The organism is Paenibacillus sp. FSL R5-0701 (assembly GCF_037973995.1).
Lineage (GTDB): Bacteria > Bacillota > Bacilli > Paenibacillales > Paenibacillaceae > Paenibacillus.
In genome coordinates this window covers 2,814,884-2,827,863 of record NZ_CP150230.1, presented here as the reverse complement: position 1 = coordinate 2,827,863, position 12,980 = coordinate 2,814,884, and the positions used below count along the sequence as shown (strand labels likewise).

Annotated in this window: 9 protein-coding genes; 5 read left to right on the top strand and 4 right to left on the bottom strand. The window is 45.8% G+C overall.

The window, feature by feature from the left end; genetic code table 11:
* The first annotated feature begins 60 nt into the window (after nt 1–60).
* The 5 genes from MKZ13_RS13165 (at nt 61) to MKZ13_RS13145 (ending at nt 7,991) form a co-directional block, all read left to right on the top strand.
* Nucleotides 61–1,866, top strand: a complete 1,806-nt coding sequence (locus MKZ13_RS13165) for an ABC transporter substrate-binding protein (RefSeq protein ID WP_339184525.1) — start codon at nt 61–63, stop codon at nt 1,864–1,866.
* An 87-nt stretch (nt 1,867–1,953) separates the two neighbouring features.
* Nucleotides 1,954–2,538: an AAA family ATPase gene (locus tag MKZ13_RS13160; protein WP_339184523.1), complete on the top strand. Its 585-nt coding sequence runs from the start codon at nt 1,954–1,956 to the stop codon at nt 2,536–2,538.
* Nucleotides 2,539–2,847: 309 nt separating this feature from the next.
* Entirely contained in the window at nt 2,848–4,890 is a 2,043-nt protein-coding gene (locus tag MKZ13_RS13155; protein ID WP_339184521.1) for a serine hydrolase, read from the top strand.
* 129 nt (nt 4,891–5,019) lie between these two features.
* On the top strand, nt 5,020–7,356 hold the full coding sequence (locus tag MKZ13_RS13150) for an ATP-binding protein (protein WP_339184519.1): 2,337 nt from the start codon (nt 5,020–5,022) through the stop codon (nt 7,354–7,356).
* Nucleotides 7,356–7,991, top strand: a complete 636-nt coding sequence (locus tag MKZ13_RS13145) for a response regulator transcription factor (RefSeq protein ID WP_221824855.1) — start codon at nt 7,356–7,358, stop codon at nt 7,989–7,991. The genes MKZ13_RS13150 and MKZ13_RS13145 overlap by 1 nt, the downstream gene beginning before the upstream one ends.
* 138 nt (nt 7,992–8,129) lie before the next feature.
* Here the strand turns inward: MKZ13_RS13145 and MKZ13_RS13140 are convergent, their stop codons facing one another.
* The 4 genes from MKZ13_RS13140 to MKZ13_RS13125 all read right to left on the bottom strand — a co-directional run bounded on the left by MKZ13_RS13140 (nt 8,130) and on the right by MKZ13_RS13125 (nt 12,939).
* The gene (locus MKZ13_RS13140; protein WP_339184516.1) at nt 8,130–9,095 is read right to left on the bottom strand and encodes a TIM barrel protein; all 966 of its coding nucleotides are present in this window, start codon (nt 9,093–9,095) and stop codon (nt 8,130–8,132) included.
* A 289-nt stretch (nt 9,096–9,384) separates the two neighbouring features.
* Nucleotides 9,385–11,103 carry a hypothetical protein gene (locus MKZ13_RS13135; RefSeq protein ID WP_221824859.1) on the bottom strand — a complete coding sequence of 573 codons (1,719 nt, stop codon included), beginning with the start codon at nt 11,101–11,103 and terminating at the stop codon, nt 9,385–9,387.
* A gap of 21 nt (nt 11,104–11,124) precedes the next feature.
* On the bottom strand, nt 11,125–11,997 hold the full coding sequence (locus tag MKZ13_RS13130) for a carbohydrate ABC transporter permease (protein WP_339184513.1): 873 nt from the start codon (nt 11,995–11,997) through the stop codon (nt 11,125–11,127).
* A gap of 39 nt (nt 11,998–12,036) precedes the next feature.
* On the bottom strand, nt 12,037–12,939 hold the full coding sequence (locus tag MKZ13_RS13125) for an ABC transporter permease subunit (protein ID WP_062834078.1): 903 nt from the start codon (nt 12,937–12,939) through the stop codon (nt 12,037–12,039).
* Between the last annotated feature and the right edge of the window lie 41 nt (nt 12,940–12,980).

Sequence of the window (12,980 nt, the reverse complement as noted above, 5' to 3'; positions counted from 1 at the left end):
GACAAAACTTCTTATTTTAGAGGAATACGTCAGAGTTCACCTCCAGGAGGGAATCAACACTTGAAATTACATCAGCAATATCTGCTGTTGCATCGCCATTACGGCCACCACACAGAACATGAACTTACACTCGCCGATCTCGCTGAGTTGCTAAATTGTACACATCGCAATACGTTAACGATTGTCAAAAAGATGGTTGCCCATGACTGGGTTCATTGGGTTTCCCAGCGTGGCAGGGGTCGGCGTTCTTCACTTACCTTGCTTGTTCCGGCTGATCAAATCGCCGCAGAATATATGATGCAGGCCATGAATCGCCGGGAATTGCAGGAAGCTGCCGAGCAGGTGAGCGCATTCTCCAGTTCAACAATCATGCAGGATCATCTAAACCAGTGGTTGCTTGGGTATTCAGGACATCATACGGAAGCCGGCACCAATAATGAGCAGATTGATACGCTTCGGTTGCCCCTGCGCCAACAGCTTCATGCGCTTGATCCGCTGTACATTAATCTATTAGCTGAATCCTTTGTTACCAGCCATGTCTTTGACGGGTTGGTTCAGCGGGGCGAACAGGGAGAGATTCTCCCATGTCTCGCTCATACCTGGGATGTCAGTGCAGACCGAAAGACCTGGATCTTTTATTTGCGAAAAGGTATTACATTTCACGATGGTCGGTTGTTGACGGCCCATGATATTGTTCATACGTTTGAACGGCTGCAATCTACAGATCGCCGGACACTGTACCGTGATGTAAGTAAACAGATTCTATCTATTGAAGCGGTCGATTCCTTAACCGTGTGTTTCCAGCTTAAAAATCCTCATGAATTGTTTTTGTCCTTCCTGACAACAAGTCGTGCGGCGATTGTACCCTCATCAGGAACAAACGAACATAAGATGAAGCATTCGAGTGATGTGCATGGGATGCAAAAACCTGTTGGGACGGGACCGTTCAAGGTCACCGCCTGGGATGATCACTTGTGCAGACTTGAAGCCTTTTCATCGTATTTTCAGGGTAGAGCACAAATGGACCGGGTAGATATCCTGCAAATTCCGTGGAGTGCCTCGGCAAAAATGGATGATAGCCAAGATATCGAAACTCCGTTCTTTCATCTTGTTCATAATCCGTCTTCGTCTGCGGGTGCAGACTGGACACAGATTAGTGCAGGGGTGATGGTTCATAAATTACTCACGTGTAATACGCAAAAAACCGGACCGTTAAACGATCCGGAAGTAAGAGCACACCTTCAGTCATGCCTTGCTGGAATGTATAGAGATGACGGACGTGGAGATAACTCTGAGGTCGTGGAGACTGATTTTAGTGCCGTGAATACCAAGAAAGTCCAAGTCCACTCGGAGGGATTTAGCGATATATCGATGAGTTCCGTATCCTCCAGTCCCGTCTCCCTGCACATTGCAACCATCCCACAATATCGCAGGGATGCCCAACATCTGGCGTCCATACTGGAGCAGTGCGGTTTCTCCTGTACTGTCCGTACTGCTACGATGGAGCAGTTCAAAGGAAATCTGCGGCTGGAGTCTGATCTGATTCTCTTCTCTCTCATTCGGGACAGGGACGAAGAACTGCGAAGGTATGATCTCTACTCTACGTTATCTGAGCATCTGGAAGATTCTACTCGTATAACGATCCATGAGATCTTGCAAACCATCGTAGCCTCTCCCATCGCTGCGGATCGAACTCGTGAATTAGACCGCATTGAGCAATTTTTGGTTGGTCAGAATTTACTGTTCCATTTATCCGAAAAACCGGTAGAAACCGCTTATCTGCCTTCGGTACGTGGTATATCTTTCAACAGCCAGGGCTGGGCGAACCTGCGTCATATCTGGTTTCCTTCGCAGGTGATGAAGTGAGATTGTTATGGATTGTGCTAAAATAAGCAAATGATATTAGCTCACATCTTACACGCACTTGCACCATACTAAGGAGGCATTACATTCATGAGCAAATTGATTTTCTTTCTCGGCGGGGCCGGAAGTGGCAAGACTACACTTGCCAAAGCCCTTTCCCGTAAACATAAAGCGGCTTTCTTCGATATGGATATTCTGCTTCGTCCCGCGGCTGAGGCGATCATGACCCTTCAGGGACTTGATCCATCCGACCGAGATTCGCCTGAATACAAAAGGTTATGCCGTGATCTTGGGTACCGCATTACGATGGATGCTGCTCTGGATAACGTTCAGTTGGGAATCGATACGATCGTTGTGGGGCCATTTACCAAGGAAATCGGTACCCCGGATTGGATCGAGCAGGAACTTGCACGAATTGGACATACCCTGGATGATACGGATGTGCGTGTTGCCTATATTTATCTAGAGAATGAAGCGTTGTATCACAAGCGGATCACAGCAAGACAATCCCCACTAGATGAATGGAAGTTAGCCAACTGGGATGCCTTCACAGCTTCTCTCGTCCGTAAAGAAATAGCCTGGCCCCTCCCTTCTGCATCCGTCGCTTATATTGATAATTCCAGTGATGATCCTGCGATTGCCTATTCTGAACTTGAACGACGGATGTACGAGTAGTTTTATAAAATCTACTTCCCAATTACTTTGCACTATGTCGCTTTGCATAGAAAATAAAAGACGAAACAAAAAGAGGTATTTGTCGAGGTCCCTGTTGGGTCCATCATGACAAATACCTCTTTTCATATATTCAAGATCATTCAAAACTCACTCTTCATCCTCCACAATTGCGGGATCACGCAAAAAGGTTTGCGGAAGTCCTGCCGTAATAAGCGCGTACTACGGAATCGCCATCACATTTGAACTGATAGATTATAGATGTACTTAGATGTAAGAGAACGAACATATCTCAACTCAAAGGAGAATTTCATGAAATCTCACGTAGCAACATGTCCAACTCGACAACAACAAGAACAGAGCTACAAATCAAATCACAGGTGGAAACGTGCCATAGCCAACATCCTCCTGGGTGCATCTCTGAGTTTTACCACAATAACCAGTGTATCGGCAGAGAGCAGTCCCCCTCTTCCTCAGGTAAGCCCTCAGGAAACTGAATCGTTCATCAATCAATTCTTCGCCCAGCCTGAAGTGAAGTCTGCTCTGAAAGGTGCGGTAGTCACCGTTGTTCACGATCAACAGATCGTGTTGAATAAAGGATATGGCTATGCCAATGTGGCAAAACAAATCCCCGTCGACGCCGACTCCACTCTATTCCGTGTAGCCTCCATCTCCAAAACGCTGACAGCAACCGCCATTATGCAATTGGCCGAGCAAGGTAACGTAAAGCTTGATCAGGATATCAGCGCATACACAGACGCTTTGCATCTGACCAACCATACCGGAACATCGTTAACATTGGAACATCTGATGACCCACACCAGCGGGTTTGATTTCACAGATGCAGCAGCTACAGACAGAGAACTTGAAAGTTCTTATCCGCTTGAGCAATTCATCCAAGACAACAAACCGTCCGTTGTTCGCAATCCAGGAGAAGTTTTCCGTTACGACAATTACGGCTATGCACTCTTGGGTTACATCGTTCAGAAACAGTCCAAACTTCCGTTTGAGACTTATGTACAACAACATATATTTAACCCTCTTCATATGTCGGATAGCCATTTCACCCTAAGCAAAGACACGCTAGGAAAACTCGCAACTCCTTATGGCGCTGAAGGACAGGAGCTTCCGCAATACCCCAATATACCGGACAGCTCCCCTGAGGGCGGATTAATTACAACTGGACGGGATATAGCTCACTTTATGCTTGCGCAGCTCAATCAAGGTTCGTACCAGGGTGCACGTATACTCGAACCGTCATCCATTCAAGCGATGCAAACGTTGGATGTCTCCATACACCCGGATATACCTGGTACAGGTTATGGATTCGAATCCACCTATTCACAGTATAATCATGGACGGAAAGTCGTGAGTAAAGCAGGCGATCTTGACGGATTCCACTCCAATCTGTGGCTGTTGCCTAACGAGAAGACTGGACTATTTATCGTCTCCAACAGTGATGGACCAGATGTGCGAGAAGCGCTTTTCCAAGCATTTATGGATCATTTTTATCCAAACAACGAGACGCATTATAGTGATTATAGCGTACCCAAGTCTTTACTTCTTACCTACGAGGGACTATATCGAGATATCCGTCTGCCCGCATGGTTGTATGATATTTCAGCAACAGAGAAAGGTCTTCAGGTTATAGATGCTTATGGCACTCACACTTTAACACCCGTTAAGGACACGCTGTTCAAGGATGAGGACGGCAAGCTCGCTGGTTTCAAAAAAAATCAGTCAGGTGAAATCACGTATTTCTATTACAACAAGTCAGATAGCTGGTCCGAGAAATTGCCAGAAGCCAGACCTTATGAAGATGTGCCAGAAGACCATCCCTATGCTCCATACATCTATCGCTTAACACAGATTGGCCTGTATCCACAGGATCATTCCCTATTTGAACCAGAGAAGCCTGTTAGTCGGGGGGAGTTTGTAGCACAGGTTGTGGGCATAAGCGGGATGTCCATTTCAGCTCAATCACCAACATTTAAAGATACCCAATCAAGTCCCTATGCCGCCTACATTCAAACAGCGCTTGAACTGGGTATTGTGCAAGGTAATAGCCATGGATTGTTCCATCCCGAGCAAGCCATAACAAGGCAAGAGGCAGCGGTGATCATATCGAGAACGGCACAACAACTCCTTGGCGCACCTGCCGTAACTGCCAATCTCATCGGTTCACAGGATCGTTGGGCTGAAGAAGGTGTCCAGTTTGTGGTTGCTCTAGGTCTCTACGGTCCGGAAGTATCCGTATCCAGCAGCGGTGCTGTGGATTATAGATCGAAGCAACCTATGCTCAGGCAGGAATCATCAGTTTTGATGTACAAAATGTTAGGCACTCTGCTACATTAACATAGAGTGATGCTCGGCAAGCCATGTCATTGCTACATGGCTTGTTTTTCCACTTCATTTTACCAATGATGCATTTTATTAAGAACGGATGATTTTACCATGCGACTAAAACTTTCATTACATAGATTCATGAAAACTAAATTTAATTTCGTGTGGTTTGTAACGATGTTGTGTTTTATACTGACAGCCACGTATATCCATATCTCTTCATTTATGAATCCTTATATCGGACTTTCGTTGACACCAAATGCCTCCAATTCTTGGGCAGTACATGATGTAGATCCGCAAGGTTTAGCTTATACATCCGGGATTAGATCAGGTGACACCGTTATCTCCTTAGAACCCAAAGGAGGAGTCCGGTTACTCCATCAAAAAGGTGTATTCTTAGTGACTGAAGCCTACACCATCGGCGTTGAGAATTCTCACGGTCAGGCATCCGAACATACAATGAAGCCTGGACCACGTGAATGGTTCAACATCGGCTTCTCATCCATTGTAGAATTATTGCTGTTGCTGACCGGAACCTATGCCTTGTTTAGCCAACCCAGTTCACGAGTGATGCGCCTGTTCTACCTCCTTAACCTGTCCATGGCCATATGTATACTGACGATATACACATCCCAGTTGCCTTTATCCAATTATATTCTGGCCTTTTGTGCGGCATGGTTACCTTACTGTCTAACTGCTTTTTATGTGTCTTTTGTGTTCCGTACCCACCTGCATCGTTTCCAGTGGTTACTATTCATCAGCAGAGGTGTTGCCGTTGCCTACTCTACTGGCCTTGCCTTTCTGTACATCAAGCAGTGGATGATGACCGATGTTCAGATCAATCAAGGCATTACTTTAATTAGCACACCTGCTGCACCGTCTGGTCCAACCAATCTGCTCAACTTTATTCTTTGTGCAACCCTTCTGATCTTAATCTGGATGACATGGGTTAATCGTAAAAGCTACAATCGCAAGGAGCAGAACCAGCTATTGCTCATGTTAACAGGAATACTTGTTAGCCTGATTCCCTTCATCATCTGTTTTGCTATTCCAACCCTGCTTCAAGGTGAACCATTATTGCCTGTAGAGTACACATTAATTGGATTTCTACCTTTATCATGGATGTTCACTTATGTACTTGTACAACGGAGTATGCTTGACCTCAAACTGGTTATGCCAAGATTGATGATTCATGGACTATATGTTTTAATCGTATTTTTACTGTTTCTGGCTGCATCTCACCTGCATTTGTTAATTCATATCAGCTTACTGTTTGTCTCGTTTTTGCTAATCACTTGGGCGTATCAGTACACGCTCACCCGCTCACGCAAGAAAAACAAACTTAACAAAGACTGGTTGGAACACCAGCAACTGCGGTTGACTGTGCGAATGGCTGAGCAGCAAAACATGCGGGACATGATTCACGTGTTTGCCGAGATGTTCCACAAGATGCTGGATATTGAAGGTGTAATTGTCATATGGATTGATGATAAGCACAGATATTCTCAGGAAGGTACAGGGATTTTTACTTCCATTCAGAATATAGATAACCAGGCGTTGGATATTGAAGTTTTACGACAAAAATATGATTTGGCACAGGTTTGGGAGCTGTCAGGTGAACCAACGACGGAGATGGCGGGATTTCTGGGCATTGGTCACAAAGAAAATCGCACCTTTTTTTCAGCAGAAGAGCAGGATATCATTGATCAAGGCAGGCTGGAAGCGATTCGAATGCTCGTCAATGGCAGACTCTTATCCGATCTTCAGAAGCGATATGAACACCGTGTAGATCAGACAACGCTTCATGAACACCAGATACGCCGTCATCGGGAGTTCAATGATATTTTGATGGAAGCCCAACAGGCAGAGCGTATGAAAACCTCATATTTCCTTCATGACCAACTGCTTCAAAACCTGATTTTCCTGTCTCGTGATTTGGAGGAATTACACGATACCGGAGAGACGCGTAAGGATCAAACGGCTGTTTGGCTGGAGTGCCTGTATGCTTCCCAGAGAGATATACGTCAATTATGTGATGATCTCTACCCTCATATTATGGATCGAAGCGATCTTGAGGAAGCGTTGCAATGGCTTATCCGTACACTTCAAATGCAAAGTGGGATCAGAATGGAACTTAACTACAACGCCCTCTTTGAAGAGTTAAAGTACGAACCTCTAAAGTCCACTGTTTTTCGGACGATCCGTGAACTCATTATGAATGTAATGAAACACGCCGAAGCTGCGTTTTGCTCCATTCAGGTACATACAAGGGATAATGACTTGATTCTCCAAGTAGAGGATGACGGCTTGGGATTTAATGTTCATACCACATTTGATACTGCAACAGGGCACTTCGGTTTGATATCCATACAAAGCAGCATTCAACATCTGGGTGGAGAATTCACCATACATTCCAGCCTTGGCAAAGGAACCTCCATCAACATTCGTTTGCCTTTAACCAAAGGAGCTATTGAATAATGAACGAACCAATCACAGTCGTACTGCTTGATGATCATCCTCTGGTCATGGAAGGCCTCAACAACCGTTTGAATCGTGAACCAGACATACAGGTAGTGAAGACATTCAGCGACCCATTGCTTTTTTTATCCGAAGTAGAGGCGCTGCGGCCAGATGTTGTTGTGATGGATATCCGCATGCCCCAGCTTGACGGGTTCGAGGTTGTGAGAAGATTGAAAGATCAATACGGGTTATCCGTTAAAATCATACTGTTATCCGGATATAACTATCACGAATTCCAGTTAAAAGCTTATGATCTCGGCGTCCATGCCTACTTGTCGAAACAAGCAACGTATGGACAGATTATCAACGCCATTCACCAAAGTATGTTGGGTCATGTTCTTATTCCAGAGACCATGTTATCCCCTAATCTGGAGGAATCACTCACGGCAACAGAACGGGAAATACTTAACCGAATTGCACTGGAGATGACCAACAAGGAGATTGCGCAGGATCTGGCGATCAGTCAACGTACAGTGGAGTATCATATAACCTCCATTACACAGAAATTTGGTGTGAAATCTCGAATTGGTGCTGTAGTCAAAGGCTACCAGGCAGGGATTCTCGGTGACGTAACACTCCCAGAGAAACGGTAAAAACATATATCACTTTAAAAAGAACAACAAAAGAGCGGCAGAACACCCTGTAATGCAACCTGAGGTTTGTTCTGAACCGCTCTATCTGTTGGTTTACTTTCCCTAATAAAGTGCATTCATGCTTGGTACGTGTGCTCCCTATGCGCGCTGACGCGCCGCATGACGTTCAGCAATACGAGCCGTGATTATTCCATGACTCTCATCGATTTCTTCCGGTGTACACGCGGCTTTCAGCTCATATACTTTCACCGGAGAACGGTCGATAATATCCAAAAACGAATCAAAAAAGGTCATGTCTTTACTATGGATGTATGGACACCAATGATCTGCCAACCCTACGGTTTCATGAATATGCACGCCAACCACGTGATCAATCAACGCGTTAGCCTCACGTACATTATCGTACAGGCCCATTCGATCCATCATCATACCGTGACCAATATCATACCAGAGACCAAGCGGCGCGCCCTTCATTTGTCCAATAATCGTTCCGGCTTCATGCAAAGTCGGCATCTGATAACAGCGTGAACGGGTTTCAATACCGAAATTCACACCGTATCCCCGCTGTTCCGACAAGTCGCATACCTCTTCCAGACTCTCCTGAATCCGGCTCAGGTAATGTGCGCTGCCATCTTCCCGCTTCTCCAGCATCTCTTGCCATAAAGATTGATATGCCGGTGAGTCCGGCCCCTGATCGTGGTATATCTTTTTCAACGCTTCATCTATGTTGTATTCAAACGGAACCTCACCGGGATGTACAACAACAGCCTTGGCACCATAACGATGTGCGTACTCGGCTGAGCGAAGTAACAGTTCAATCGCCCGTTTGCGGCGCGGTTCATCATCGAATCCAAGCAGGATGGAATCCGTTCCGTAATCCGGATCAGCCACATGCGGAAATGTATTATGCACACTGGATACACCGATCTCTCCCCGTTCAATCATCGGCTCTATCGTCTGCAGCATCTCTTCCGTAACGTTATAATTCAGTTCAACCTGTTTGAATCCGAGAGACTTGATCTCCTCAATCATGCCTTGTCCGGTCGTATGACGTTTGATATTCCAACATGTTGAGAACGAATATTCTTGTTTGTCTGTGTACATACTTGGTCCCCCTGACACTCATTCTATCGGCCATTCATATTCCATTTATCTCTATCTATATAAGTTGAACCAATAAACTTTACACTAGATCACTCCAATTGCAGTACCATCTTCCGATCGCTGTTATCCCCAGATTTTTTTGATCCCCTTCTCCAAAGGGAAAAATCCGGTGATAGCTTATGCTTCCGATGCAGCTTTCTTGCAGAAAGCTTTCAGGCGAACGCTCCGCTTCTTCAGATCGGTTCTGCACTCTTCGTTCTCGTGTAAATGTTCAGTTCATCTTATCTACCTATTTATTCCTCAAACCGTTGTCTTCACGGAGAGTCAATTCAAATCTCATCTTGTTTGCCGTCTTCCCAGGCACATAACGATAGATGATCTCCGCATGATTCACGTACATTAACACAGATGGTTCAGGCGCTTCAGCCTTCACGGCACACGTAAGTCCAGGGAACTGCCATAACGCTGGTGTAATATCCTGCTGACGAAGGGATGGCCCTCTGATTTCAAAATAAACATCGATCTCTTCCTCCGTATAGAGCTTCACATCAATGGTTAACGAATCAGGTGTGAGATCCGCATCGAACGTTATTCCGCGCAGATGACTATTCCACCCCTCGCCCACCTCACGGCGGATCAAGCGAAGATAATAACGCTCCCCCGTCTCTGTCTGCCAGTGGATCGTGGCTGGATGCATCTGGCCGTTGGTATTCACACTTCCCGACATGGCCCCGATCATCCGGTCCTCACCAATCCAGGCTTTGGCTGTACACAAATTCCGATTGGACGTTGGATCATTGCGCTCACACAGTTCCATGAACTGTTTCTGCACAAGCCGATCCTCTTGATGATCCTTGAAATATGGCACGGCTTCAGCGGGCACATCCACCCCAAGGAGCGCAATCAATGGATCATGCCCAGATTCACAGTTGATTCCTGCCAGATATTCATAGCCTTCACCGAGCAAGAGATAGATAAATACACCGATCGAACTATGTTCTCGCATCTCCATGTCGTACGCCCGAGAGAACGGGCCGGAGAGATTTTCGAGGTTGGCATTGTAATATAGCGCAATGTTATTCCACAGCCCATGTTCAATCCGGTGTCCAATTTCGATCAAACGTTCGGTGAGTCCATACTTTCGATACATGCCAAGCACGGACAGATCCACCCCATAATACGTTGTCGTATTGAACTCCGCGAATGTACCATCGTATTGTTCAAACTCTTTTATCAACCCCTCCGCCTGTTCATCCGAATGCTGAATCCAATCTGTTCGGTTCAAACGATGGCCGTAGTAGTGGGTGATGAAAATATGCATTAACTCAATATTGGTGTTCATCGGGATTACGTCCGATAACCTGCGTTCTATTGATCCTTGAACAGCCAGTTCCATCGCATAATCCATCCGTTTCACGAGTGTCTCCGGCAGTAGATCGGCGAATTCAGCAGTTACAACCACACAGACACAAGCGATAAACTCACGCCAGTTGGGATCATAGCTGATCCAGACTGGTGGCAGAACCTGATTCACTGCCGAATAAAAAAGGTTTTTCAGTTGTTTGGGGTCTGCTGCCTCTGTTAGCAGAGAACCCTCTTCCTGTAGTTTATGGATAAACTGCGCAGACACCTTCTCAAAGGTGCGTTCCAGGAAATAGGCCGTGCCTGGCGCAAAAGATTTCCAAGCGTAGTGACCCGCTGGTGGATGCACATCATTGGGTCGGGTCGCGAAGGTCCCGTGATAGATCTCATCCGGAGCGTCATATTGAACATCGAGCACCTTGTGGAACACTCCTATCGCGCGTTCCACATCACCAGGCTCATTTCGAATCAACAACCCGAGTGCATAATGTGCACTCGCTCGTGTGCTGTGCTGCGATGAATCCTCCTCTTCAAAACTCCGAAGCAGATCCAATTCCTCGTCATAAAAGCTATCCATCATCAACATGGACTGATTTATAAGATACTGCTGCTCTTTCGACATCTTCTCTACCATTCGTTGTGTCATGTCATGGACCTCCCGAGACTGTTAACCTTTTACAGCACCTACCATTACGCCACTGATAAAGTACCGCTGCAACCACGGGTACACAAGCAGGATCGGTAACGTGGAGAATATAACACTGGCTGCTTTCAGACTCTCAGGCAGTACTTGAACAGCACCAATGCCTTCGTTCTGCATCAATTCTGTAATCTGGTTTTGCTGAATCATCTGATACAACTTCAATTGCAAAGGATATAGCTCAGGCTTCGTAATATACATGAGTGCATCCTGGAAACCATTCCACCGTCCTACCGCGTAGAATAAGCTCAGTGTCGCCATAACCGGTAGGGACAGCGGCAAGATAATGCGCATAAGTGTTCCGAAGTGGCTGCTTCCATCAATGCCTGCTGCTTCTTCCAGACTTTCAGGAATACCTCGGAAGAAGGTAATGAGGATAATCATGTAGAACGGACTAATCAATCCAGGCAGAATAAGTCCCCATGTGCTATCGAGTAAATGTAGATTTTTGATCAGAATGTACTCGGGGATAATGCCGCCACTGAAGAACATCGTCACCACAATGACAAGCATGAACCACTTGCGCCCTTTCAGATTACTCTTCGCCAGTGGATAAGCTGCTGCGATAGTCATCACCATGCTTAGCACCGTACTCAGGACGGTCAGCCAAATGGTATAGATCAGGGAACGAATCATTGATCCATCTGCAAATACTTTGGTGTACGCCTCAAAGGACAACTCTTTGGGGAAAAAGGAAACTTCTCCTGAACCGATCGCCCGGTTTGAACTGAGCGAGATCGCAATAATATGAATGAATGGTGCAAGGCACAGCACCATCGTAATGATAATAAGAATGACGTTTACCGTGTTGAATATTCGATTCTCCGTGTTTTCAGACATCTCACTCACTCCTTACAGATCATATGTGAATCTAATCCACTACATAATGCTCTCATCAGTTAATTTCTTGGACGTGTAATTCGCTCCCAGTATGAAGACAAGTCCAACTAATGCCTGGAACAAACCTACAGCTGTTGCGAGCGTGACCTGACCAGATTGTAAACCGACACGATAGACAAACGTGCTGAGTACATCCGAGTATTCACGTACAGCCACGTTTCCGATAATAAACGGTCGGTCGAAACCGATGGAGATCATGTTGCCGACATTGATGATCAATAAGGTAACAATCGTTGTTTTGATGCCTGGCAAGGAGATATGCCAGATTCTGCGTAACCGACTTGCTCCATCCACTTCAGCCGCTTCGTAGAGTTCCCGGTTAATGCCCGTCAGGGATGCCAGATACAGAATCGTACCCCAGCCTGCACTCTGCCACACACCTACCGCAAGATACGTAAAGAGCCAATAGTTTTTGTCTGAAAGGAAAGGCAATGGATCAAACCCCATGCTCATTAAGATATTGTTAATGAAACCGGATTGCGTACCAAATACCTGAAGTACGATTCCTCCAATAATGACCCACGAAATAAAGTGAGGAATGTACAGTAAGGTCTGTGCCAACTTTTTGAACCAGGCCTTCTTCAGCTCGAATAATAAGATGGCCAGTATAAGCGGCGCCGGGAAGGAAACCAGTAAATCCAGCATGTTTAGCACTAACGTGTTGCGTAATGCCGTGTAGAACCCCTGATTTTGAAAAACTTCTCTGAATGCATCCAAACCAATCCACTCACTACCAGAGATCCCTTGAAAGAAGTTAAAATCCTTGAACGCAATCTGCACGCCATACATTGGCCCATACTTGAAAATAATGAAGTAGATCATGGGCAGTAGGAGCAACGCATATAGTTGCCAGTTTCTGCGGAAATAGATGCTTGTTTTCATAAACCTTCCCCCCATGTCATTCAGGATTCTTCATCAAGGCG

Coding starts and splice junctions, on each gene's coding strand:
- MKZ13_RS13125 (WP_062834078.1), bottom strand. CDS start 12,939: ATGAAAACAAGCATCTATTTCCGCAGAAACTGGCAACTATATGCGTTG.
- MKZ13_RS13130 (WP_339184513.1), bottom strand. CDS start 11,997: ATGTCTGAAAACACGGAGAATCGAATATTCAACACGGTAAACGTCATT.
- MKZ13_RS13140 (WP_339184516.1), bottom strand. CDS start 9,095: ATGTACACAGACAAACAAGAATATTCGTTCTCAACATGTTGGAATATC.
- MKZ13_RS13145 (WP_221824855.1), top strand. CDS start 7,356: ATGAACGAACCAATCACAGTCGTACTGCTTGATGATCATCCTCTGGTC.
- MKZ13_RS13155 (WP_339184521.1), top strand. CDS start 2,848: ATGAAATCTCACGTAGCAACATGTCCAACTCGACAACAACAAGAACAG.
- MKZ13_RS13160 (WP_339184523.1), top strand. CDS start 1,954: ATGAGCAAATTGATTTTCTTTCTCGGCGGGGCCGGAAGTGGCAAGACT.
- MKZ13_RS13135 (WP_221824859.1), bottom strand. CDS start 11,103: ATGACACAACGAATGGTAGAGAAGATGTCGAAAGAGCAGCAGTATCTT.
- MKZ13_RS13150 (WP_339184519.1), top strand. CDS start 5,020: ATGAAAACTAAATTTAATTTCGTGTGGTTTGTAACGATGTTGTGTTTT.